The following is a 24,846-nucleotide window of genomic DNA, read 5'->3' on the forward strand; positions in this document are numbered from 1 at the left end:
AAATTCGTTCGTATATAAAAAGCACCATTTCGATTAAAAATGGTGCTTTTCCAAAAATTATTTTTGTTCAGTAGTAGACGTTGTAATTTGCCATTCAATGCTAAATTTATCTTTTAGTTGTCCGTATGCTGGGCTCCAGAACGTTTCTTGAAGTGGCATAATAACTTCGCCACCTTCTTGTAACTTTTCGAATACTTCTTTTGCTTTTTCTGCATTACTAATGTGAATTGCAATTGTTACTTGAGATCCGATTGCATGCCCTTGACCTGGGAATGTATCAGAAATCATAAGGTCCGTATTCCCAACTTTTAAAGTGGCATGTAAAACGCGCTCTTTCGCCTCAGCTGGAATCGGATATTCTGGATTTTCAGGCATGTCACCAAAAGTTTGCATGACTTCTACTTTTGCATCTAACGCTTCTTTATAAAACTGTACAGCTTCTTGCCCACTACCATCTAAAACTAAGTACGGATTAATACCTAAAATCATACGGACACCTCTTTTTTTAATTTATAAAATCGAACTTATGTTCGCTTCTATAATACCATACGTTTTACAGTGCATTCAACTATTTTCGAAATTATTTTGAAGGAATCTCCATCTCTTGTTTTCTAAGTTCAATACGGCGAATTTTTCCGGAAATCGTTTTTGGTAGTTCATCTACAAATTCAATTTTACGAGGATATTTATATGGTGCAGTAAGTTCTTTGACGTGTTGTTGGAGTATTGGAATTAATATTTCTTCGTTCTTTTCTATATTCTCTCTTAATACGATAAATGCCTTCACGACACTTCCGCGAATTTCATCAGGGCTTGCGACAACTGCGCACTCTCTTACGTAAGGATGTTTTACAAGCGCGTCTTCTACTTCAAACGGCCCGATTGTATAACCAGAGCTAATAATAATATCATCACCACGCCCTTCAAACCAGAAATAACCGTCTTCATCTTTCTTCGCTTTATCGCCAGTAATATAATAATCACCGCGGAATTGCATCGCTGTGCGCTCATCATCTTTATAATATTGTTTAAAGAGGGCTGGCGTTTCAATGTGAACTGCGATATCACCAACTTCGCCCACTTTTACTGGAATACCTTCTTCATTTACGATATCAACGTGGTTACCTGGCGTTGGTTTTCCCATTGATCCTGGTCTAATATCCATCCCTTTCATTACACCAACAAGCAATGTATTTTCCGTTTGCCCATAGCCGTCTCGTACTGTAATATGAAAGTGCTTTTGGAACGTTTCAATGACTTCTCTATTTAACGGCTCACCTGCTGATACAGCGCTATGTAACGCTTCTAAATTGTACTGGCTTAAATTCTCTACTTTTGCCATTAATCTATACTCAGTCGGCGTACAACAAAGCACATTCACCTTATTATCGTCTAATAAATTTAAATATGTTTTCGGTTCAAATTTACCGTTGTATACAAATCCTGTCGCTCCTGATCCGAGAGTTGCTAAAAACGGGCTCCAAATCCACTTTTGCCAGCCTGGACTAGCCGTCGCCCACACAACATCATCCTCTTCAATTCCGAGCCAATTTGGAGCGCTCGTACGTAAATGTGCGTATGCCCACGCATGCGTATGAACAACACCTTTTGGGTTTCCTGTCGTCCCTGACGTGTAAGATAAAAAGACCATATCTTCTTTATCTGTCTTCGCCATTTCTAGCATATCACTTTCTGTTTCTAACGCTGTTTTTAAATTAATCCATCCATCTACTGACTGCTCGCTCAGAACGAATTTTTGAAGAGATTCCATAGCTTCTATATCATCAAACTGTCCAATGTATGGTTCATAGCTTACGATTGCTTTCACTTCCCCATGTCCAATGCGATATTCGATATCTTTTTTGCGTAACATTTCCGAACTCGGAATTACTACAAATCCTGCTTTAATCGCAGCGATATACGTCATGTACGCTTCAATTAAGCGCGGCATCATAATGAGAAGCTTGTCCCCTTTTTGCAGACCACTCTTTATAAAAGCGTTTCCAATTTTATTCGCACCTTGCATAAGCTCAGCGTATGTAACTTCTCGTCTATTCCCTTTATCATCTTGCCAAATTAAAGCAAGCTTATCTTTATCCCCTATATATTTCTCTATTTCAGAAACTAAATTATAAGACAGCGGCGCCAACAATTCCTCTCTTTTCATAAACATCCTCCTTTTTCTTTATGCCTCCCTTATATAATAAAGAATTTTCTGTCTATTTTGAACCCTCTTCTTTTGACAAATTTTTTATGTCTATGTCGAAATGAATGTATACCGATGCAAACAACAAAAAGAAAGAGCGGGAGAACCCGCTCTTTCTAAGCCATCTTATATGGGATTATTTTTGGAAACCGCCTAATTGTTGCTCAGCTAGTGAAACTAGACGTTTAGTGATTTCACCACCAACAGAACCGTTAGCGCGAGCTGTTGCATCTGCTCCAAGTTGAACACCAAACTCTTGAGCGATTTCGTATTTCATTTGGTCTAATGCTGATTCAGCACCAGGAACCGCTAATTTATTTGTGCTACGTGACATGTTATATCACCTCCTTGTGAGTATAGAGTGTGATAAATAACATGACTTCATACACGATTTAGATATGGTAATTTATGGTTTTAGAAAAGTTCTTCGAATTTTTCTTCTTCCGCCACTACTTCTACCGTTTGTAATACCATTGTTTCTTTGTTCGCTACAGCTTCATCGATTAATGGTGTGAAATCATATTTCGCTTCAAAACGATTTGCTTTTTCACGCTTCGGCTTCGTCGCTGGGCTTGCTGGTGTGAATACTGTACAGCAATCTTCGTACGGACGAATTGAAATATCATATGTGCCAATTTCTTCAGCGATTTTAATAATTTCTAATTTATCCATCGTAATAAGTGGACGAATAACTGGATAATTTGTTACTTCGTTAATCGTGTGCATACTATCTAACGTTTGGCTTGCTACTTGTCCAAGACTTTCACCAGTCGTAATTGCAAGTGCATTACGCTCCTCTGCAATACGCTCTGTAATACGCATCATCATACGGCGCATAACTGTCATTGAATAGCTAGATGGAATTTCTTTATTAATCGTTTTTTGCACTTCTGTAAATGGAACAAGGTGAAGTGTTACACGTTTACAGTATTTCGTTAGCTCTTGTGCTAAATCGATTACTTTTTGTTTCGCACGCTCGCTTGTGAAAGGTGGGCTATGGAAGTGAACTGCTTCCACTGATACGCCGCGTTTCATCGTTAAGTACGCTGCTACTGGGCTATCGATACCACCAGAAAGAAGTACCATTACTTTTCCACCAACGCCAACTGGTAGACCGCCAGCTCCCATACGCTCATCGCACATGATGTAGCTGTAACCACTGCGAATTTCTACACGTACATTTACATCTGGATTATGAACATCTACTGTAATATCTTCAGTATTTTCTAGAATGTGTCCACCAATCTCAGGTAATAATTCCATCGTTCTCATCGGGAAATGCTTATAAGAACGGTGTACAGTAATTTTAAATGTTTTTACATCACCTTTTACTTGTAAGAAAGCTGCTAATGCACCTTTTTTAATATCTTCTAATTCTGACGGTACTTTCATCGCTAAGTTAAACTTATGAATACCAAATACGTCTTTTAATCTTTCAGAAATTGCTTCATGATCTTCACCATTTAATTGGATGTACATACGGTCATGCGTTGCATCGATTTTAATATTTGGGAATTTTTTCAGTTTGAACTTCACATTATCTTTTAATGTGCTTACAAATTTAGAACGGTTCTTACCTTTAGTTGTCATCTCTCCATAACGAACTAAAATATATTCATATGTCATCATATTCCTTTACCTCATCACTTCATATAATTTTGGCATTGTTTCTTTCACAATACCTTCAAATTGTTTTACTTCTTCCATCGTGTTTTCTGGTGCCAAACTAATGCGAATAGCACTTGCAGCAGCCGCATGCGGTACTCCCATTGACACTAACACTCTGCTCACTTCATTTGCTTTTGAAGAACAAGCAGACTTTGTTGATACATATACACCGTGTTCTTCTAAAGCATGAACGACCACTTCTGGTTTTAAACCTACAAATGATACATTTAAAATGTGCGGTGCTGCGTATGCAAGCGACGTATTAATCGTTACATCTTCCATCTCTTTAAAGAAACGAACAAGCTCTGCTTGTAAACTTTGCAAATGAGCTACCTTTTCTTTCACTTGTTCCATTGTCATGCGAAGTGCTTTCACCATCGCTACAATACCAGGTAAATTTTCTGTACCAGAGCGATACTTCAGCTCTTGTTGACCACCTGATAAAATTGGATCTAACCTTACACCATCACGTACATAAAGAAGACCCGTTCCTTTTACACTGTGGAATTTATGTCCAGATATTGAGCAAAGATCAATATGAGAAGCATATAAATTAAGCGGTACTTTTCCTATCCCTTGTACATGGTCCACATGGAATCTTACTTTCGGATAATTCGATAATAACGTTCCAATTTCAGCAACAGGCTGAATTGCTCCAGTCTCGTTGTTCACGTGAATAATTGACACAAGAATCGTATCTTCACGAAGTGCTCGTTTTACATCCTCTACCGATACAACACCATGCTCATTAACCGGTAAATACGTTACATCAAAACCGAGATCTTCTAATTGTTTATATGCTTCAAACACAGACGCGTGTTCAATATTTGTTGTAATGATATGTTTACCGCGCGAACGATTCCTCATCGCTATCCCTTTAATCGCAAGGTTATTCCCTTCCGTTCCACCTGATGTGAAAATAATCTCAGAAGGTTTAACGTGAAGAAGCTGCGCTGCAATTGTTCTTGATTGTGTTAATAGACGCTCTGCCTCTCCTCCAAGCGAATGAATAGAAGAAGGATTCCCAAAATATTTCCCTGCAACCGTTACGTACGATTGAAGAGCTTCTGGATATGGCTTTGTCGTCGCACTATTATCAAAATAGATCATCGTTCTTCCCCTTTCAGCGCTGTCACATCATATAATCATATCACAAATACGTGTCATTACGCTAAGACTACTAAAAGGTTCCGTTATATTTTAAAACGAATAACCTTACTGTATTCCGCTATTCATTATAGCAACATCGTCCTCAAATTTACACAAAAAAACAAACCCTTATGAAAGGGTTTGTTCATTGTCTACATATTCCGCTATTTTTTGAACAACGCCAGGCTCAAGTTGCTCTAGCACAGAAGCCGCTTGTTCTAAAGCTGCATCGTACTGATATTCACGGAATAATTTCTCCGCATAATTTAAGCTCTCTGCAAGGTTCTCATCATGACTGCGGTAACGATTACCGTATTGAATTAATTTTTCAACTAAATACGCTTGTCCAATTAACTCTTCTGTCATTTCAGCTACACCATTAACAGTTGTGTACGCTTCTTCTAAACTGCTATTCACAGCATTCATATTTAACGGCTTCACTTCTAATTGCTCGTATACAGCTTGCATTGCCATTTGTCCTCTTTTTAAATCTTCCATAATACTTTCTGGAAGACCCGGCAAATTCGACTTTTGCATAAAGCGTTTCGTTTCGAAAATAGTATTTCGCATTTCTTGTAACTTCTCGCGCGCTTCAAATTCTTCTTTGCGCATCGTTTGCAACATTTCTTTATATTCTGCATGAAGTACTTTTAACGTTTCACATTGCTCATAAACCTCTTCTAGCTCCTCACGAATGATAGAGAAGGCAATATCTTGTTCCGCAACGCGTAATTGCAGCATTTCAAAACGTTTCATTAAAATGTGCATTTGCTTTTCAATTACTTTTTGAGACTCAATGTCCTTATCTTGTAACTGATAACTTTGTTTCACGAGCTGTGTTTCTGCTTTTGTTTCAATCGTTTCATTACGAATTTCTTCTAAGTCTTCATAAACAGAAAGTGTTTTTTGTTCCACATAATGTCTCGCACGTACTTCTTGTTCCAGTTGATCGTAGAAGCCATCTAAACGAGTTTTTAAGTTTTCTACTTTTTCAGCCGCTTCCGTTATATGAAGCTCCTGTATATCCATTAAACATGTTTGTAGTTGTTTCATCATATCGCGATATTCTTTAGGGATTTCCAAATACTCTAATACATAACCTTGTCTTACCATATCATTATGTCCGTGTAATAAATCTTCCAGCTGAACTGGTAACGTCGCTTGACACTCTACCAATAAATCTGGAATTTGGTGAATAATGATTTCTAAACCTGCTAAACCTTCTTCCAAACTAATAACAATTTCTCTTGCTTTTAAATAGTCACCATTATTTGTTGCTTCTTCAAAGCTTTTAAATTTCTCAGATTCAGCGTCTAGCATCTCTTCAATTTTCTGCTCTGCTGCTCCATACATATGTCTATGAGCAAGAACACTCTTCTTCATACTACGATATGTATCACGTAACTCTTCAATTTCCGAGCTATTCTTTTCATGGCTTTCTAACAATTGCTGTAATTCATTTAAAATGCCTGTAATACGATTATCAGCGTCATCTAAACCACTTATGGATTCATTCATCGCATGCTTTGCTTTTCGGAAGGAGAATTGCGAGGCGAATTTTCGCGCTTGCGCTAAATCTTTGTCAGCTTTCGGAAGGGTTGTTGATACAATTTCATCCCATTCTTCACGCCATTTACCAAACAGTTCTTCTGTTTGACCCGTCATATTTAAATCTTTTACCCGCTTTAGTTCATCTGCCACAGGCTTATCTTTTATCTCTTGTTTCCACTGCTCAAGTGCTTCAATATCTTTATATGAACGATTTCTTATCACAAGCTCTATCATGAGCAGCACTAGAATAGAGCTTACTACAATGATAACGATCGTCAGGATAGAATCCATGCAAAAAAGCCTCCTAGTTATATCTCTTTTTTTGTCCGTTCCGTTTATGAAATGGAAGGCATTATGTATAAAAAGGGAATTCCCCTATATTTAACAACTAACAATGTACTAATCATACCATGTAATGGCTTGTTTTTGACCTAGTTTTTTTTAAAATTTCATGTTTCTTTCAATGCAATTGTAATCTTTCTCAATATTCCGTTTGGATTACCTCTCATCATGAAATGAATGTAATAAAGGGCCTTCTTCCATATGAGATGCGAAATAAATTTTGCGCACAAGTGGTGGTTCAATAGAAATTGCATGCACATTTCCTTGCCTTACCGCTTGCCCTACTGACATTTCTGGAAGTAACGTAATACCAAGTCCAACACCGACCATCGCAAGCATCGGTTCTGTATAAGAAGTTTCAAATGCAATGATCGGTTTCGCACCTATCCCATGAAACGTATTCGTGATCATTTTCCTTACATCACAGATTTCTGGATATACGATTAACTTTTCATTTTGCAAGTCTTCCATCTGGATTACTGTTTTCTCTTTATAAAGATGATCATTTGAAACGACACAAACAATTTTTTCTTCTCGTATTTCTTTTACACACACAGCGCCTTCTACTACTGAATCGATGAACATTGCTTCAATCTTTCGGTCTTTAAAGAGTCCCATTAATACTTTCGTATGCTCAATTCTCCATTCTACTTCGAACCCGTCACCTAATACATCATTACATTTTGATATATAATGTGCTGCTAAACTCGGCAATATGCCGATGGAAATTTTCCGCTTCTCTTGAAAATTCTTCATTTCGGCTTTCACTTCATGTATGCGTTCCAAAATCGGTAACATTCTTGTTATAAATAACTCCCCAGCCTCTGTTAATTCCACTCCTCGCGCGGAACGCTTCAGTAAAGTAACATCTAAATCCGCTTCTAACCTTTGGATTTGTTTACTAAGCGCCGGCTGGGAAATATGTAAAATCTTACTCGCCTTTGATAAACTTCGCGTATTCTTTACTTCAATAAACGATCGTACTGCCTCCAAATCCATCGTACACACCTCTAACAAAAAGTTATAACTGTCATAAAAAATCGATATTTCCTTCTATAAACAATTACTCTTTATACTTATTTCATCAACTTACTATAACGAAATGTAAAGGGGAAAGATACTCTTGGATAAAAAACAAATGCTACTTGGATCCCCCCTATGCTTACTTGCCGTAACTGCTTGGGGATTTATGTTTCCTGTCATGGCAAATGCCCTGCAGTTTATCGATCCGTTCTTCTTCACAACTATCCGGTACGGATCAGCAGCTATTATTTTTCTTATTTTACTACTCATCACTGAAGGGAAAACTTCACTCCGCTTAGAGAAAAGAACACTTTCTTTATTCTTTTACGGAACGGTCGGTTTCGCTGGGTATGGTTTTCTCATTTTTTACGGTCAACAACTTGCCGGACCTGCCGGAGCCATCCATGCCGCGATGATTCAATCTCTTATGCCACTCATCGCTTTATTATTGCAGTGGATAACAAAAAACAAACGCCCACAAAACTATACATTCCTTTGTATGTTCGTTGCATTGCTCGGTGTTATGCTTGTCATTTCAAAGGGAAATATGCACTTATTATTTGGAGCTGCCAGTCACCTCTCAACAAATATACTTATGCTGTGCGGCGTTACTTGCTGGGTCATTTACACGAACGGTGGTGCTCGTTTTCAATCTTGGTCACCACTTAGATACACGACGTTAACTTGTTTATTCGGCTCGATTTCACTCATCGTTATCGTCTCTTTCTTCACTTACACAAACGTCATTACTGTACCGTCACTACGTACAATTATGAACGTTCGTTTTGAACTCTTGTATATGTCGATTATTGCAGGTGTTATCGCTGTATTTTGCTGGAACACAGGAAATCGCTATATTTCATCTATTAACGGCATATTATTTATGAATTTAGTTCCTGTACTTGCACTTATCGGTTCCATCTTTCGAGGTTATACAGTCGACAAAGTTGAAATTGCCGGAGCCTCATTAACAATTATCGCGCTATTATGCAACAATGTATGGCAAAGAAAAGAAAGCACAAAAATCCCCACCTCAGTTCGTTAGGTGGGGATTTCTCACATATGAACAGCTCTTGGCCATTCCTGATACATATTCGTTATACATAATGTTTGTTCCATCCATTGTTCAATTTCTTTCGTGTACATTTCTAAGAAAAATGTCTCAGACGGAAAAGAATGCAGCACTTCTGATATATATTGCGGATATAAAAACGGCATATTCATCATGCCTTTTAATTGCGTCATAAACATTGTAAAAGATACCTTCTTAAACTCCTGTTTCATTTGTCCCTGTCTAATTACTTGCTCTATATAGTATCTTTCTTTAGAAAAATAAACGGTCATCACTTCGCGAATTAATGTCGTATCAAGCGACAGCTCTCGGTAGAAGAAACGTGTCAGTTCCCTATTTTCAAATTGATATCGTAAAATCCCGCGCACTGTTTGCACCATCACATCTTTAGCCGACAAATATTCTCTCTGTTCAAAGGACGTTTCAATCACATGAATATACCCTTCTAAAAAATTAGTAATAAGCTGCTCTAATAGGCCTTGCTTTCCAGCAAAATAATATGAAATATTCGCTACATTCACATCCGCTCGCTTTGCAATGTCTCGCACCGACGTTCCATCATAACCTTTCGTGTTAAACAACGATATTGCCGCATCAATTACTTTTTGTTTCGTCTGTTTCATGCGCTCACTTCCTCTCACTGAACAGCTATAGTTTAAATTTCTTGACTTTTAAGACAAATTCCTTTAATTTTCTATCGACAAAGTCATGTGAAATACATCGTATTTTGCTAATATTTTACACATCTCGATAAAAAAGGAGCTGTTTCCATGTTTACTAAAGAAAGTTACGCAGGATCTCGTGTGCAGCAATATGAGACGGTAATTAAACAACTGGATGCATTATTAACCGGCGAATTAAACGTAGTCGCAAACTTATCAAATGCGTCCGCATTATTAAACCAATTTTTAGACCGTGTGAATTGGGTTGGCTTTTATGTAACAGAAGGAAATCAGCTTGTTCTTGGACCATTCCAAGGAATGCCTGCTTGCGTGCGCATTCCATTTGGACGAGGCGTTTGCGGCGTTGCAGCTGAAACGAAAACAACGCAGCTTGTAGCAGACGTTCATCAATTCCCAGGACACATCGCTTGCGACAGTGCTTCAAATTCAGAAATCGTCGTACCAATCGTGAAAGAAGGAACTGTCATTGGTGTACTTGATATTGATAGCCCTGAAAAAAATCGTTTTGATGAAGTAGATCAGCGCTATTTAGAAAAGTTTGTGGAAACACTCCTAAAACATATTTAAAAAAGAAAAGAGCGAGTTATCGATTGCGTACATCACGTACGAAACCGATAGCTCACTCTTTTTTTATTGATTACTAACTGTAGATATTTTCTTTAACGCTTGCTCTAAATCAGAAACGATATCCTCCCACGATTCTAAACCGACTGATAAACGTATTAAATTATCATAAATACCCATTTCTCGTCTTAACTCAGCTGGAATCGCAGCATGCGTCATCGTTGCCGGATGCTGAATTAACGTTTCTGTATCTCCTAAGCTTACCGCAATTGTAATAAAGTGAAGGTCATTGATAAACGCTTGCGTCTCTTCTTTTCCGCCTTTAATTGAAAAAGAAATTACACCGCCGCCCCGTTTCATTTGGCGAGATGCTAACTCCCCTTCTGGATACCAAACACCTTCTACCGCATCATGATTTTTTAGGAACGATACAATTTTTTCTGCATTATCACAATGACGGTCCATTCTTACCGCTAATGTCTTTAATCCGCGTAACAATAACCACGCATCAAACGGTGCCATAATACCGCCGATATCTTTTCGCATCGGGCGAATTTTTTCAGCTAACGCTTTCGTTTTACAAATCGTTACACCCGCCACAACATCACCGTGACCGCCAATATATTTTGTCGCGCTATGCACAACTGCGTCACAACCAAGTTCAAGCGGTCTTTGTAAATAAGGTGAACAAAACGTATTATCAACAATGACAAGTAATCCATTTCGCTTCGCAACCCGAATTACTTGTTTTAAATCGATTAATTTCATCGTTGGATTAATCGGTGTTTCAACGAAAATAAGCTTTGTATTTGGGCGAATCTTATTTTCAATATCAGCCTCTGTCTCCATATCACAAAACGAATGCGTAATCATAAATTTCTCTTCTAACACTTCTAAAAATCCGTACGTACACCCATATAATCCATTTGAACAAATAATATGATCTCCAGCTTTTAGAAAACCAATTAACGTTGCTGAAATAGCTGCCATACCAGATCCGAAAGCAAGAGCTTCTTCTCCTCCTTCTAACACCGCCATACGTTCTTCAAATAATTTTACAGTTGGATTTCCAAGTCTTGAGTAAATATAAGATGGATCTACTCCCGTAAAACTCGCCTCTCCTTGCTGCGCAGTCTCAAATGTAAATGTAGACGTTTGAAATAACGGTGGTGTTAAACTTCCTTTATGTTCCTCAGATGTATACCCGTGATGAATTAACGCTGTCTCCATATGCTTCTTTTTCATAAAAACATCCCCCTTATGTTTTTATTGCCGCATATTCATCCATAAAAATTTGATGAACGTTTTCCTTCATTTTATGTAAGCGTTTTATTTGTGTTTCTATCTCTTCTTCTATATTGTTTTAAATTCCTTCTTATATTAATTCCCAAAATTTTTATGCATAAAACAAAAACGTACTCGCTTGACGAAACTCTGGGTAAAAGATATAATAGCGTTTGTGTAAAATAAAAAGGCAGCCTTGTAATGTGAGTTTATCGTTTGTATTTTGTTCCTCTACGGAGGTGTATCTCGTAACTCCCTGCTGCTGGAGCGAAGGTACATGAAAACAAAATGCCCGTAAATATCGATTACGTCTGTTTTTATTTTACGTAAATAAAAACATTTTTAAAGGAGGAGTCAACTATGGCTCGTTATACAGGTCCAGCTTGGAAACTGTCTCGTCGTCTTGGAATCTCTCTAAGCGGCACAGGAAAAGAATTAGAAAAACGCCCTTACGCACCAGGTCCTCACGGTCCTAACCAACGTAAGAAACTTTCAGAATACGGTTTACAATTACAAGAGAAACAAAAACTTCGTCACATGTACGGCATGACTGAGCGTCAATTCCGTCGCACATTTGACCAAGCAGGTAAAATGCCTGGTAAGCACGGCGAAAACTTCATGATCCTTCTTGAAGCTCGTCTTGACAACTTAGTTTACCGTATGGGCTTAGCTCGCACTCGTCGTGCAGCTCGCCAATTAGTAAACCACGGTCACATCATGGTTGATGGCGCTCGCGTAGATATCCCATCTTACCGTGTAAAACCTGGTCAAACTATCAGCGTTCGCGAAAAATCTAACAACCTTGTTGTTGTTAAAGAAGCGATCGAAGTTAACAACTTCGTACCAGAATACTTAACTTTCGATGCTGATAAATTAGAAGCTACTTACACTCGTCACGCTGAGCGTTCTGAGTTAGCAGCTGAAATCAACGAAGCATTAATCGTAGAGTTCTACTCTCGTTAATCTCGGTACTCTGAAAAGAGTATTATTAAAAGCCTTAGGAACCTTGTTTATCAAGGGGCCTGGGCTTTTTTTATTAAATATAGCCGGTATATGTATAAAAAAGGAACAATGTAACAAAATAAAACTTAGCCCTCTCTCTAAAATTTCATCCATTTTTATCCACATTAATAAAAACCTACCCCATAATTCATTTTTCTTTGCTGTACTCTCCTTTTGTTAACATTATTTTTACAACGTATTTATTTGTACATAATCTATACCTTCCCTTTTTCTATTCACATTCAACTTAAAAACCTCTTCATCACCAGATATCCGAATGAGATTATAAAACTTAATGAAAGATTACCTTTTTCGCTAAATAATTAGAATATTACATTTACAACCACTTCCTTAAATTGGTATTATTTTTCTTGTAAGGGGAGGGAAAGTCCATGTCTTTAAATATGTATCTCGGTGAAGTACAAGCTCAAACAGAAAGTATGAACGCTTTCTGTAACGCTACTATTCAAGGAATGGAACAAATCATTCATTCTATTGACGCTTTTGCATTGGATACTGTTCTACAGGGACAAACATATAGCAGTGCAAAAGCATATTTCTTACAAACCTTTCGTCCGTTAGCACAAGGAATCATTTTGAAGAATTAATCCTTCAAAATGATGCCTTTCCAAGAGACTTTCAATCACAGGTAGCTTCTACAGATGTTATCGAACAGGAGATAATAGAACAAATTCGAGAAATCGATCGAATGATAGCAAGTACAGAAGCGCTCAACCAAACTATGTCGATCCCAGGTATGGACGCTATGGTAAATCTTTTTACTGTCATGAGGCAAAAACTGCAAGAAAAATTAGAACATCTATATGAATTTAATTATACTTCTAGTAATAATTATGATACTGCACTCCAACTAGCCGCTAGCATTGCGACAGGTTTGGCGGAAGTACAAAGCGGAAAAGGTTTTAGTCCCGCCAGTGGTACATTTAGTACACAAGGGTTGAATATGGAATGGATAACCTCTATTCAAAAAATTGCAGAGGAAAGAGTTCAAGAAGCCGAAATAAAAAAAGAAATTGAAGAAAAAATGGCTTTGCAGGAACAAGAAGCTAATAGACCGTGGTACGAAAAAACAGCTATTGGCGCTTGGGAATTCTTCCAAGGAATTTGTAATTCAGCCGCTGAAAATTTTACAGGCGCAGAATTACCAATGGGCAATGAATTAGAAAACAAAACAACCTTTCAAGCCGGAAATCTTGTGGGTAATTTTGTATCAGGGGTAGGATCTATTTTTGAAATTTTGGGCGGTATAGCTATTGTAACAGGATCAAATGTTGGAACCGTATTGTTAGAAGGAGTAACTTTCGGGGCAGCATCACCAATTGTTATCCCAGCTGATTTAGCTCTTACAACCGCTGGAGCAGGTGTTGCTACACATGGTACATTTGTATGGTATAATACCGTTCAAAATAGTATCGATACTTTGCAAAGGTTCCAGTCTTCTTCTGAGGGTTCCTCTAAAAATCTTTTAAAAGATGGTAAGTTTGTCGAATCTGATTTAGAATTAAAATATGCGGAATATTGCGTTAGAAAAGCAAAAGACGGTAAAATACCTAAAGATAGATTGAACTGGAAAGAAGCGAGTGATTATTGGACAAAAGATTCACCTATGGCAAGAGGAAATAAGTTTAATAAAACTGCTCAAGACAACGAGTGGTACCCACATGATGAGCTTCATTTAAGTAATGGTAAAAGATTAGATTCATATGACCCACGTAAAGGAGAAATCGTTTCTAGAAAAGCAACAGATTTCGAAGATATTGATATTAAAACTTTTGAAAAATATTTGAAAGAAATGAAAGATAAATATGCTGTTGGAACTAAAATTCGTTCAAATAAATATGAGAGAATAGATGGAAAGTTACTAGAAGGAAGACATATTTTAGAGATTCCAACATCTAATAAAAAATTCAAAAAAATAGATGAATATATCAAGCTAGCAAAAGAAAAATATGATATTGATATTAGATTTAGGGAGGAATAATTGATGGCGTATGATTTAGAACCCGAAATTAAAGAGGTACTTGAGAAAATTGATTTTATTCAGAGATATAAAGCATTATCAAAACAATTTCCAGATAGAGAAAACACATTTGAAAACTATGAAAACGAAAAAGTAATTGCAGTATTTGAGTCTCTTGGCTATAAAGCTCGTTTTATGAAAAAAGAAAACTTTTTTATTGTTGGTGAGGTCAAGAATAAAAACATCTATACTTTTAGATTTAATATTAGTTTAAAACATGGCCTTGTTGAGTTTATTTGGTCTGCACGACATAATGGTGCAATAAGAGCTGGAGATCCATGGGCTATGTTTGTAGCAATATTATCAAATGATACAGAAAAAATACTTCGTCCATGCTTCCACAGTTACGATGAACTCAAAGAAATCATGAAAATCGCCTTTGAAATGTACGAAGATTTCAAGCGAGAATTAATTCCTATTTATTCATAATTTCACCTTAAAAATACATGAAGTAATGACTAAAAAACAAGGACAGACTTAAGGTTTTAGGAGAATTAATTATGAACTTAAAATTAAAACCTGAAATAGAAACAGCACTTAAAAAAATTGACTTTGTTAATAGATACACAGAACTTTCTTCTTTTTCGAGAGAAAATTATGATGCCGAAGAAATCATTCCTAATCCCAATATTGAAGAAATTCAACAAATACTTGAAAAGCTAGGTTATAAATCAGTTTATGATAAAAAAGAAAAGTTTTTAAAAGTTGGAGAACTAGGTGATAAAAAAGAAAATTTATTTTATTTTAATATTGGTATTAAAGTAAACGTTCTGGATTTTACTTGGGTAGTTTATCATAATGATGAACTAAGATTAGGTAGTCCATGGAGTCTATATTCAAGACTTTTAATTTCTCCAGATACTAGAATTAAGCCCGTACTATTTAACGATTATGACAGCTTAGAAAAAATTTTAAAAATTGCTTTAGGTATGTATGAAGATTTTAAACAAGAATTAATTCCTATTTATTCATAATTTTATATATAAGAAAAGCAATCTTATCCTATATATAAAAAAAGAAAATCCGACTCACAAGAGCCGGATTTCTTCATGTATCTAACATGTATACTGTTTTATTTGATCTAATATTAAAAATTAGGGAGGAGTAATTATTGGCGTATTCATTACAACCTGAAATACAAGCCTGCCTTACAAAAATTGATTTTATTAAGAGATATAAAGCATTATCAGAAAAATTTTCCGATAGAACAAATACATTTGAAAACTATGAAAATGAAAAAGCTATTGAAGTATTCGAGTCTCTTGGCTATAAAGCTCGTTACAATAAAAAAGAAGACTTTTTTATTGTAGGAGAAGTAAAAAACAAAGATGTCTACACCTTTAGATTCAACATCAGCTTAAAATATGGTGTTGCTGAATTGATTTGGGAAGCATGGCATAATGGTGAAGTTAGATCTGGAGACCCTTGGGACATATTTATAAGATTGTTATCAAATGACACGGAAAAAGTACCCGTGCTATATTTCCACAGTTACGATGAACTCAAAGAAATCATGAAAATCGCCTTTGAAATGTACGAAGATTTCAAGCGAGAATTAATTCCTATCTATTCATAATGTAAAAAGCTACCGAAGACAACTAAAACAGTTACTTCGAGTAGCTTTTATTTATATATATTAAAGTTATTTATTTTCCTCTTTCTGAACATATACATAAGCATCTTTCTGCTCTTTATGTACATCAACCTTCGAATTCTCTGCAAGCTGACCCGCGTTTAGCAAAGAAAAAATAATGAGCGCTTCTAGTGACATTTTGTTTTACCACTCCTTTCTAGTTGTTATACATTTATCATACCGCTTACATGTGATTTCCGTATGAACTCGAAAAGGAGATTACAACAAAAAGGTTACAGAAATATGAATGCACGCTATAATAACCATTAAATAGGAGGTCGATTCATTTTGACAATAAATCAAATGGTTCAATTGGGTAGTGCATGTATGTTCTTTATTACTTCTGCGCTTATTAATTGGTATCAGGGGAGTAATTTGATAGATGATCCCGATGAATGGAAATATAGCGCTAAGTTTACGAATTATTTTAAAGGCACCGTTTCAAATTACGAAGATATTTATCAAATCGATTTCTTTATATATGCGGCAAAATTTTATCCAACAGCATTTATTGTTATGCTCATTAGCTTACTTTATATGCTCGTATTAATTCTTCATATTCTATTTACAAGAACTCGTAAGGTAATCTAAATTCATACATAAAAACCCCGAATCATAAACTTTTCAGCCTACAATTCGGGGTACTATTTGTTTACATTCGTTTCTGATTAGTAACGAATTAAGAAATATTTCTTTTTACCGCGGCGAATGATTGTGAATTTACCTTCGATGCGGTCGTTTTCTGTTACAACGTAGTCTAATGCTTGTGTGCGCTCACCGTTTACGTAAATTGCACCATTCGTTACATCTTCACGTGCTTGACGTTTTGATGGAGAGATTTTGCTTTCTACAAGTAAGTCGATTAATACTGTATCTTCTGCAGTACGTTCTACAGATGGTACGTCTTTGAATCCTTGCTCGATTTCGCTTGCAGTCAGTTCTGCTACAGAACCGCTAAATAATGCAGCTGAAATTTTAATCGCTTGCTCTAATGCTTCTTCACCGTGAACAAGTTTTGTCATTTCTGCACCTAATGCTTTTTGTGCTGCACGTTTTTCTGGTGCTTCAGCTACTTGCTTCTCAAGCTCAAGAATTTCTTCATGAGATAAGAATGTGAAGTATTTTAAGTATTTAACAACGTCGCGGTCATCTGTGTTGATCCAGAATTGGTAGAACTCGTAAGGAGTTGTTTTCTCTGGGTCTAACCAAATTGCGCCGCCTTCTGTTTTACCAAACTTCGTACCGTCTGATTTTGTAACTAGTGGAATTGTTAAACCGAATGCTTTCGCATCTTCTTCTGATTTACGGATTAATTCAAGACCAGCTGTAATGTTACCCCATTGGTCACTACCACCGATTTGCAAGCGGCAATTATGGTTTTGGTATAAGTTTAAGAAGTCGTATGATTGTAAAATCATGTAACTAAATTCAGTGAATGAAATACCAGTATCTAAACGAGATGCTACTGTATCTTTTGCTAACATATAGTTTAAACCGAAGTTTTTACCGATATCGCGTAAGAATGAAATGACATCTAAGTTACCAAGCCAGTCATAGTTGTTAGCCATTGTTGCTGGGTTGTCCACGTTTTCGAACTCTAAGAAGTTTGAAAGTTGGTTTTTAATGCTTTCTGTGTAGTAAGCAACTGTATCTTTCGTATTTAACGTACGCTCTGCTTTTTTACCACTTGGATCACCGATCATACCAGTACCACCGCCAACAAGTGCAATCGGTTGGTGACCAGCTAATTGGAAACGACGTAACATTAACACTGGTAACATATGACCGATGTGTAAGCTGTCCGCTGTCGGGTCGAAACCACAGTATAATTTAACGCTTTCTTTTTCTAACAATTGCTCAAGTCCCTCAGCATCTGTTTGCTGATTAATTAGACCGCGAAATTCAAGATCTTGTAAAATACCCATATCCTACATACTCTCCTTTAAGTTCATTACTGGCGTGAAGGTTGAAAACATAAAAAAATCGCCCCTTCAAATAAGGGACGATTTTGATTATCGCGTTACCACCCTAGTTGCAGGCCAAAAAAGCCTACCACCTTATTTACATAACGGCTTAGCACCGTCTTTTCCCTTTTGAATACCATTCAATCGAAAAAAGATGCTCTAGGGGCGTAATTCGCGATCATCTATGTGCTGATTTTCACCGGCCATCAGCTCTCTAAAACAGGGAAATGATCACTACTTCTCCCTTTCCACGCTCAATTATTCATATACTTTTCTTTATACCATCATTTATATAGGCGTGTCAAATAGAGGTCGGGTTTCTCTTCTTCCCAATCCTTTACAACGTCACAAATAGTATCGTAACAAGAGAAAGAATTGGAACCCCAACTAATAACGATACGTGAAACACAACCGATAAATCATTCCCAATCGTCGCCTCCACAGGGTCTTTCGCTGGAGAACCAAGAAATCCAATTAATCGGTCGAAGCGACTTACCGTTTTTGGAAAATCTGGTATTTCTACATGATCACTATCTAAATGCTGCTTTAATTTATATTCACTTTTAAAGGGATTTTCGCTCAATTTCATCCACCTCCAGCAATTGTTTCAATTTTTTCATCCCGTTATGGAGTCTCGATTTCACTGTTCCAATCGGAATGTTTAATATCTCCGCAATCTCTTTTTGCTGCATATCATGATAATAAGAAAGAATAAGGACAGCTCGCTGTTCTTCCGGAACTTTCAAAATCGCTTCTCTTACTGTCAGCCGATCTTCGTGAGAAAACTCCTTTTCCTGAATCGGCACTAAAAACGGCAAAAGCGTACGCCACTTTTTTCTTCTATTTAATTTATTAATCATTAGACGATAACCGATTTGAAATAAATACGTTTTTATTTTACCTTTTTCAAGTTCATACATATGTTTTTTACGCTCTAACGTCAAAAATGTATCTTGCACGAGATCGATACTTAATTGTTCATCTCGGTTAAATCGATATAAAAATGTGTATAGCGCTGGTTTGATTAAAACATATAGTTTTTCCCCAGCCTGCTTATCTCCATTTTGATACGCAAGCATGAGCTCCTCCTCAATCCCAATCTGCGCCATGATTTTTGATCTCCTTTATTCCTTTTAACGTTAATGAAATGCGGGAAATTAAATATACACTTGCTACAATAATCCATACTTGCGATTGATTCGTAAAAAATTGAACATATGGGTTTTGAATTGTCTGTCCGGTTGAAACTAAAATATTTAATGCTTGCACACATATACATGCATACACTGCCAGACAAGCCGAAATCGTATCAAATACATTCCAGCGAAAATACACTTTTGTTTTTGTAAAATCAATTTTATATCCTTTTTTCCGTACTATATGTTTTCTATCAAACGGAATAATGATTGAAAACATAACAATCATCATGATCCCGGCTGTAATCATTGATACTTTAAATCCGATTGGCATCGGTAATAGTAAACCACAAGAAAATACGACTATAATTCCAAGTAAAGCAAAAGTAAGAAGTAATTTATTAGACATAAAAAAGCCTCCCTCATCTATTCTTTCATAAGTGTATACAGACGAGGAAGGCACTTCGTTCAAATATTATTTTATTTTTTTAATAATCTTCGCAGGATTTCCGCCAACTACTACATTCTCCGGCACATCTTTCGTTACAACGGCGCCAGATGCGATCACCGCATTGTCTCCAATTGTTACACCAGGATTAATAATCGCTCTTCCGCCAATCCATACGTTATCACCAATTGTTACTGGTTTTCCGTATTCTGATCCGCTTATGCGCTCTATCGGATCAAGCGGGTGCGTTGCTGTATAAATGTGAACACCTGGAGCTAACATACAGTTCACTCCGATTGTTACTGGACATACATCTAAAATGGTACAGTCAAAGTTCGCGTAAAAATTTTCACCCACGTGAATGTTATAGCCGTAATCACATCTGAAAGAAGATTCAAGATGAATGTTATCTCCAGTCGTTCCGAATAGTTCTTTTACGATTTCGCTACGCTCTTTTAATTGTACTTCTGGCGTTTCATTTAATTTTCTCGTTAATATACGAGCTTGCTCCCTCTCTTGAACTAAAACTGGATCAGCTGGTATGTACATTTCACCTAGTATCATCTTTTCTTTTTCTGTTTTCATTTTATTATCCCCTTTAACTTATATATATAAGTTCATGATATCACAAAAAAGAAAGGTCTGAACATATTACTTGTTCAGACCTTTCTCTCTTAATCTTCCATCGTTGATAAGTCACCTGTTGGTAAGTTTAACTCCCACGCTTTTAATACGCGGCGCATAATTTTACCACTTCTCGTTTTCGGTAATTTATCTCTAAATTCAATTTGTCTTGGCGCTGCATGAGCTGCTAGACCTTTCTTTACAAATTGACGAATTTCTTCTTTTAATTCTTCAGATGGTTCGTATCCTGCTCGAAGCGCGATAAATGCTTTAATGATTTCTCCGCGCACTGGATCAGGAATACCAATTACACCGGCTTCTGCAACAGCAGCATGCTCGATTAATTTGCTTTCTACTTCAAACGGACCAACGCGCTCACCTGATGTCATAATTACATCATCAATGCGTCCTTGGAACCAGAAGTATCCATCTTCATCCATATAAGCAGAGTCACCTGATACGTACCAATCTCCTGGCATAAAGTAAGATTCATACTTTTGCTTGTTATTCCAGATTCCACGCATCATCGCTGGCCAACCTTTACCAATTGCTAAGTTACCCATTGTGTAAGGAGGCACTTCATTTCCTTCATTATCAACAATCGCTGCTTTCACGCCTGGAATTGGTTTCCCCATTGAACCTGGACGGATTTCCATACAAGGGTAGTTACAAATAACTTGTCCACCTGTTTCTGTCATCCACCACGTATCATGAATGCGAAGTCCAAATGCGTTCATACCCCAGCGAATTACTTCTGGATTTAACGGTTCACCAACGCTTAATACGTGGCGCACTTGTGATAAATCATATTTTTTAATTGCGTCTTGTCCAGCACCCATTAACATACGGAACGCCGTTGGTGCACTGTACCAAACTGTTACACCGTAATCTTGCAGCGCTTCATACCAAGCTTCTGGACTAAAGCGACCACCTAAAATAACATTCGATGCTCCGACTAACCACGGTGCGAAAATACCGTAAGCTGTTCCAGTTACCCAGCCTGGGTCAGCTGTGCACCAATATACATCATCTTCTTTTAAATCTAATACCCATTTCGCCGTTTGATAGTGTTGAACCATTGCGTTCTGCGCATGAAGAACACCTTTTGGTTTACCAGTAGAACCAGACGTGTAATGTAGAATCAAACCGTCTTCACGGCCTAACCATTCAATATGTAATTCTTTTGAAGCTTGTTCAAATAAAGGATTGAACGCTACCGTTTTACCGCCTTCTTCTACATGATCTCCAACAAGGAAGACTGTTTTTAAAGCAGGTAAATCATTTAATGGTACGCGCTCTAACAATTCAGGCGTTGTAATTAACACCTTCGCTTCGCTATCTTCTAAACGATCGCGAACTGCGCCTTCCATAAATGCTTCAAATAGCGGACCAACGATTGCCCCTAATTTCACTGCACCAAGAAGTGCGAAATATAACTCTGGGGAACGCGGCATAAAAATAAAAACGCGATCGCCTTTTTCTACATCGCCATAATTTTTCAGGACATTTCCTGCTTTATTAGAAAAATCCTTCATTTCCTTAAATGTATACTTCTCTTTTCTCGATCCATCTTGATAATAAAGGGCTACTTTATTCTTTCGATCGGATTTCGCATGCTTATCAATTGCCTCATACGCCATATTTACTCGGCCTGTTTCATTCCAAGTAAAGTTTTTATTAACCTCTTCCCAGTTAAAATTCGCGTATGCCTCATCATAATTCGGCAAATTATTTTCTCCTTTAATGACAGGAAGCGTTTCTACTTTCATACTTTACATCCCCCTCCTATGTATTCTATTATCTATTATAATAACATTATTTAAAATTTTCAGTATATTTGTTGGTTTTTAGACAAATTTTTAATGACAAATTTCGATTCACATCGCATATATTATAAAGTACGATATTAATAGATTCACAAACCCTCAAGGTGGTGAGCAATACATTGATTCATAAAAAAATATATAATGCTAGAAATTTAAAAACAGCGAAGGGCACTTTAATTATTGAAGGTCCTGTCTCTACACATAACTTAGAAATGTATGAATTTCATCCAGATTTAGTTGCGTTTCGTCCTGCCGAGCAACAATATAAAGCAATTGTCGAAATTTCTAAATTGCCAGAAGCTCGTCTCATAATTGCTAGACATGACCAAACAATTGTTGGATATGTTACATACTTATATCCTGATCCACTTGAACGATGGTCAGAAGGAAAGATGGAAAACTTAATTGAACTTGGGGCGATTGAAGTTGTCCCTGCCTTCCGCGGTTGCGCTGTCGGAAAGAACTTATTAGAAGTTTCAATGATGGACGATTATATGGAAGATTACATTATATTGACGACTGAATATTATTGGCACTGGGATTTAAAACAAACAGGCTTAAATGTTTGGGAGTACCGAAAAGTAATGGAAAAAATGATGAATGCTGGCGGGTTACAATGGATGGCTACAGATGATCCTGAAATTTGTTCACATCCTGCTAACTGTTTAATGGTCCGCATCGGTAAACGCGTTGATACGGATTCTATTCAAGCATTTGATCGTCTACGTTTTCACAATCGTTTTATGTATTAATAAAGGGGGCAACTGGAATGATTGTAGAAGAAATTATGAATCAAGATGTGGTGACATTACATCCAAACGATACAATCGAAACAGCAATCCGAACGATACGCACGAAAGGCATTCGGCACATTCCAATTGTCGATCAAAATAATCATGTAGTAGGCATTATTTCTGATCGGGATGTAAGAGATGCAAGTCCGTCTATTTTAGATGAACAAGTTTCACTCGATATGCTGAAGCAACCACTTGAACTTATTATGAAACATCCTGTTATGACTTGCCATCCTCTCGATTTCGTTGAGGAAATTGCTACTTTATTTTTTGAAAATAAAATTGGCTGTCTTCCTGTTACAAAGGCTGGGAAGTTAGTTGGAATCACTTCTGAATCTACTGTACTGCACACGTTAGTGAAATTAACAGGAGCACATCAACCGAGTTCACAAATTGAAATTCAAGTGAAAAACGAACCTGGTATTCTCGGAAAAGTCGTTGCTATTTTTAGTGAGTTACAAATCAATATCGTGAGCGTTCTCGTCTATCCAGCAAAAGATGAGAATGATAAAGTACTCGTTTTCCGCATCCAAACGATGAATCCGCTAAAAGTGATCGATGCACTTGAGGCAGAAGGCTACCGCGTATTATGGCCGAACATTATGGGGATGCAAGCATGAGTAGCGCGTTTATTTATTCGGATGACTTTCGGGGCTATTCATTTAGCCCTGATCATCCTTTTAACCAACTGCGCGTCACACTTACGTATGATTTATTACAAAAGGGTGGTTTTATCTCTCCTTCCCAAATCATCTCACCACGGATGGCTACAGATGAAGAGATCGCCTACGTTCATACAGAGGAGTACATAAATGCGGTAAAACGTGCTGGAGAAGGTAAGTTAGAAAAATCAATTGCGATGACATATGGACTCGGAACAGAAGATACACCAATGTTTCCAAATATGCACGAAGCAAGTGCATTACTCGTTGGCGGTACGTTAACTGCTGTCGATGCTGTTCTTTCCGGGAAAGTAAAACACGCGCTTAATTTAGGTGGCGGCTTACATCACGGCTTCCGCGGCAAGGCATCTGGTTTTTGCATTTATAACGATAGCTCTATCGCAATGAAGTATATTCAGAAAAAATACGGTTTACGTGTTTTATATATTGATACAGATGCTCATCACGGTGATGGCGTACAGTGGTCGTTTTATGATGACCCTAACGTATGCACCATTTCACTGCATGAAACTGGTCGCTATTTATTCCCTGGAACTGGCGCTGTAAACGAACGTGGACAAGGTAATGGTTATAGTTATTCTTTTAACGTTCCACTCGATGCTTTTACAGAAGATGAATCGTTCTTAGAAGCATATCGAACTGTTGTAAAAGAAGTTGCAGCGTACTTTAAACCGGATATTATTTTAACGCAAAATGGTGCTGACGCACATTATTATGACCCACTTACACATCTTTGTGCGACAATGAATATTTACCGCGAAATACCGAAGCTCGCTCGTGAAATTGCTAATGAATATTGCGACGGTCGCTGGATCGCTGTCGGCGGCGGTGGCTATGATCACTGGCGCGTCGTTCCAAGAGCTTGGGCACTCATTTGGCTCGAAATGAACAACATCCAAAACATCTCAGGTTATCTCCCTCCAGAATGGATTGCAGCTTGGAAAGGACAAGCAGAAACAGAACTTCCCCTCACATGGGAAGATCCAGACAACATGTATAAACCTATCCCCCGTAAACCAGAAATTGAAGAAAAAAACGCATTAACTGTAGCGAAATCCCTTGAAATTATTCGGAATAATATGAAAAAATCTTTATACTAAACGAAAAGGAGGCTCGTTTTTGAATAGCCTCCTTTTATTTATTGTCGTTTTCT

26 protein-coding genes, 1 pseudogene and 1 other annotated feature are annotated in these 24,846 nt (G+C 37.2%); of the genes and pseudogenes, 11 read left to right on the forward strand and 16 right to left on the reverse strand.

Features of this window, described 5'->3' with window-relative positions; genetic code table 11:
• Positions 1 to 57: 57 nt before the first annotated feature.
• The 7 genes from AC3WVA_RS04685 to AC3WVA_RS04715 form a co-directional block, all read right to left on the reverse strand.
• Positions 58 to 489: a VOC family protein gene (locus AC3WVA_RS04685; protein WP_098344545.1), complete on the reverse strand. Its 432-nt coding sequence runs from the start codon at positions 487 to 489 to the stop codon at positions 58 to 60.
• Positions 490 to 580: 91 nt separating this feature from the next.
• Positions 581 to 2,167, reverse strand: a complete 1,587-nt coding sequence (mbcS, locus tag AC3WVA_RS04690) for an acyl-CoA synthetase MbcS (RefSeq protein WP_098880517.1) — start codon at positions 2,165 to 2,167, stop codon at positions 581 to 583.
• Between the two features lie 175 nt (positions 2,168 to 2,342).
• The gene (locus AC3WVA_RS04695; RefSeq protein WP_000091639.1) at positions 2,343 to 2,540 is read right to left on the reverse strand and encodes an alpha/beta-type small acid-soluble spore protein; all 198 of its coding nucleotides are present in this window, start codon (positions 2,538 to 2,540) and stop codon (positions 2,343 to 2,345) included.
• Between the two features lie 80 nt (positions 2,541 to 2,620).
• Complete coding sequence (gene thiI, locus AC3WVA_RS04700; protein ID WP_048531737.1) at positions 2,621 to 3,835, reverse strand: tRNA uracil 4-sulfurtransferase ThiI; 1,215 nt, start codon at positions 3,833 to 3,835, stop codon at positions 2,621 to 2,623.
• Positions 3,836 to 3,841: 6 nt separating this feature from the next.
• Positions 3,842 to 4,984, reverse strand: a complete 1,143-nt coding sequence (locus tag AC3WVA_RS04705) for a cysteine desulfurase family protein (protein ID WP_098880516.1) — start codon at positions 4,982 to 4,984, stop codon at positions 3,842 to 3,844.
• 168 nt (positions 4,985 to 5,152) lie between these two features.
• Positions 5,153 to 6,865, reverse strand: a complete 1,713-nt coding sequence (gene ezrA, locus AC3WVA_RS04710; RefSeq protein WP_098344543.1) for a septation ring formation regulator EzrA — start codon at positions 6,863 to 6,865, stop codon at positions 5,153 to 5,155.
• A 207-nt stretch (positions 6,866 to 7,072) separates the two neighbouring features.
• Positions 7,073 to 7,915 (reverse strand): LysR family transcriptional regulator, encoded by an 843-nt coding sequence (locus AC3WVA_RS04715; RefSeq protein WP_098880515.1) that lies wholly within the window; start codon positions 7,913 to 7,915, stop codon positions 7,073 to 7,075.
• A 124-nt stretch (positions 7,916 to 8,039) separates the two neighbouring features.
• Here AC3WVA_RS04715 and AC3WVA_RS04720 point away from each other — a divergent pair, with 124 nt between their 5' ends.
• Positions 8,040 to 8,984, forward strand: a complete 945-nt coding sequence (locus AC3WVA_RS04720; RefSeq protein WP_492321803.1) for a DMT family transporter — start codon at positions 8,040 to 8,042, stop codon at positions 8,982 to 8,984.
• A gap of 11 nt (positions 8,985 to 8,995) precedes the next feature.
• On the opposite strand, the gene refZ is transcribed toward AC3WVA_RS04720, so the two are convergent.
• On the reverse strand, positions 8,996 to 9,634 hold the full coding sequence (gene refZ, locus AC3WVA_RS04725; protein WP_048531755.1) for a forespore capture DNA-binding protein RefZ: 639 nt from the start codon (positions 9,632 to 9,634) through the stop codon (positions 8,996 to 8,998).
• Between the two features lie 147 nt (positions 9,635 to 9,781).
• Here refZ and AC3WVA_RS04730 point away from each other — a divergent pair, with 147 nt between their 5' ends.
• Positions 9,782 to 10,261 carry a GAF domain-containing protein gene (locus AC3WVA_RS04730; RefSeq protein ID WP_098344540.1) on the forward strand — a complete coding sequence of 160 codons (480 nt, stop codon included), beginning with the start codon at positions 9,782 to 9,784 and terminating at the stop codon, positions 10,259 to 10,261.
• A gap of 63 nt (positions 10,262 to 10,324) precedes the next feature.
• Here the strand turns inward: AC3WVA_RS04730 and megL are convergent, their stop codons facing one another.
• Positions 10,325 to 11,503, reverse strand: a complete 1,179-nt coding sequence (gene megL, locus AC3WVA_RS04735; RefSeq protein WP_492321804.1) for a methionine gamma-lyase — start codon at positions 11,501 to 11,503, stop codon at positions 10,325 to 10,327.
• Positions 11,504 to 11,902: 399 nt separating this feature from the next.
• Here megL and rpsD point away from each other — a divergent pair, with 399 nt between their 5' ends.
• From rpsD to AC3WVA_RS04760, 5 genes and pseudogenes are all read left to right on the forward strand, one after another.
• Complete coding sequence (gene rpsD, locus AC3WVA_RS04740; RefSeq protein ID WP_001970982.1) at positions 11,903 to 12,505, forward strand: 30S ribosomal protein S4; 603 nt, start codon at positions 11,903 to 11,905, stop codon at positions 12,503 to 12,505.
• Positions 12,506 to 12,936: 431 nt separating this feature from the next.
• Positions 12,937 to 14,546 (forward strand): annotated as a pseudogene (locus AC3WVA_RS04745) (LXG domain-containing protein).
• Positions 14,547 to 14,549: 3 nt separating this feature from the next.
• Positions 14,550 to 15,014: a hypothetical protein gene (locus tag AC3WVA_RS04750; protein ID WP_000312819.1), complete on the forward strand. Its 465-nt coding sequence runs from the start codon at positions 14,550 to 14,552 to the stop codon at positions 15,012 to 15,014.
• A gap of 71 nt (positions 15,015 to 15,085) precedes the next feature.
• Positions 15,086 to 15,559, forward strand: coding sequence for a hypothetical protein (locus tag AC3WVA_RS04755; protein ID WP_098344537.1), 474 nt, complete (start codon positions 15,086 to 15,088; stop codon positions 15,557 to 15,559).
• A 137-nt stretch (positions 15,560 to 15,696) separates the two neighbouring features.
• Positions 15,697 to 16,161 carry a hypothetical protein gene (locus AC3WVA_RS04760; protein ID WP_098344536.1) on the forward strand — a complete coding sequence of 155 codons (465 nt, stop codon included), beginning with the start codon at positions 15,697 to 15,699 and terminating at the stop codon, positions 16,159 to 16,161.
• Between the two features lie 66 nt (positions 16,162 to 16,227).
• Here AC3WVA_RS04760 and AC3WVA_RS04765 read toward each other — a convergent pair whose 3' ends face one another.
• A complete protein-coding gene (locus AC3WVA_RS04765; protein ID WP_000050944.1) occupies positions 16,228 to 16,356 on the reverse strand; it encodes a hypothetical protein in 129 nt (42 codons plus the stop codon).
• Positions 16,357 to 16,506: 150 nt separating this feature from the next.
• On the opposite strand from AC3WVA_RS04765, the gene AC3WVA_RS04770 reads away from it, so the two are divergent.
• Complete coding sequence (locus AC3WVA_RS04770) at positions 16,507 to 16,809, forward strand: YjdJ family protein (RefSeq protein ID WP_098344535.1); 303 nt, start codon at positions 16,507 to 16,509, stop codon at positions 16,807 to 16,809.
• Positions 16,810 to 16,886: 77 nt separating this feature from the next.
• Here the strand turns inward: AC3WVA_RS04770 and tyrS are convergent, their stop codons facing one another.
• The 6 genes from tyrS to acsA all read right to left on the reverse strand — a co-directional run bounded on the left by tyrS (position 16,887) and on the right by acsA (position 22,159).
• Positions 16,887 to 18,143, reverse strand: coding sequence for a tyrosine--tRNA ligase (tyrS, locus tag AC3WVA_RS04775; RefSeq protein WP_046956195.1), 1,257 nt, complete (start codon positions 18,141 to 18,143; stop codon positions 16,887 to 16,889).
• Between the two features lie 70 nt (positions 18,144 to 18,213).
• Positions 18,214 to 18,442, reverse strand: a binding site (T-box leader).
• Positions 18,443 to 18,519: 77 nt separating this feature from the next.
• A complete protein-coding gene (locus tag AC3WVA_RS04780; RefSeq protein ID WP_001293785.1) occupies positions 18,520 to 18,765 on the reverse strand; it encodes a hypothetical protein in 246 nt (81 codons plus the stop codon).
• On the reverse strand, positions 18,746 to 19,291 hold the full coding sequence (locus tag AC3WVA_RS04785; RefSeq protein WP_098344534.1) for an RNA polymerase sigma factor: 546 nt from the start codon (positions 19,289 to 19,291) through the stop codon (positions 18,746 to 18,748). The genes AC3WVA_RS04780 and AC3WVA_RS04785 overlap by 20 nt, the downstream gene beginning before the upstream one ends.
• Positions 19,272 to 19,727: a hypothetical protein gene (locus AC3WVA_RS04790; protein WP_098344533.1), complete on the reverse strand. Its 456-nt coding sequence runs from the start codon at positions 19,725 to 19,727 to the stop codon at positions 19,272 to 19,274. Before AC3WVA_RS04790 ends, AC3WVA_RS04785 begins: the two co-directional genes overlap by 20 nt.
• Before the next feature lie 66 nt (positions 19,728 to 19,793).
• On the reverse strand, positions 19,794 to 20,351 hold the full coding sequence (locus tag AC3WVA_RS04795; protein ID WP_098344532.1) for a maltose acetyltransferase domain-containing protein: 558 nt from the start codon (positions 20,349 to 20,351) through the stop codon (positions 19,794 to 19,796).
• Positions 20,352 to 20,440: 89 nt separating this feature from the next.
• The gene (acsA, locus tag AC3WVA_RS04800; RefSeq protein WP_000862042.1) at positions 20,441 to 22,159 is read right to left on the reverse strand and encodes an acetate--CoA ligase; all 1,719 of its coding nucleotides are present in this window, start codon (positions 22,157 to 22,159) and stop codon (positions 20,441 to 20,443) included.
• Between the two features lie 176 nt (positions 22,160 to 22,335).
• On the opposite strand from acsA, the gene acuA reads away from it, so the two are divergent.
• From acuA to acuC, 3 genes are read left to right on the forward strand one after another with little or no spacing between them, the layout of a single operon-like run.
• Complete coding sequence (gene acuA, locus AC3WVA_RS04805; RefSeq protein WP_000581396.1) at positions 22,336 to 22,968, forward strand: acetoin utilization protein acetyltransferase AcuA; 633 nt, start codon at positions 22,336 to 22,338, stop codon at positions 22,966 to 22,968.
• A 17-nt stretch (positions 22,969 to 22,985) separates the two neighbouring features.
• Positions 22,986 to 23,630, forward strand: coding sequence for an acetoin utilization AcuB family protein (locus AC3WVA_RS04810; RefSeq protein ID WP_098881665.1), 645 nt, complete (start codon positions 22,986 to 22,988; stop codon positions 23,628 to 23,630).
• A complete protein-coding gene (gene acuC, locus AC3WVA_RS04815) occupies positions 23,627 to 24,793 on the forward strand; it encodes an acetoin utilization protein AcuC (protein WP_098344530.1) in 1,167 nt (388 codons plus the stop codon). The genes AC3WVA_RS04810 and acuC overlap by 4 nt, the downstream gene beginning before the upstream one ends.
• Positions 24,794 to 24,846 lie beyond the last annotated feature (53 nt).

The organism is Bacillus sp. EB106-04-02-XG92 (assembly GCF_058791995.1).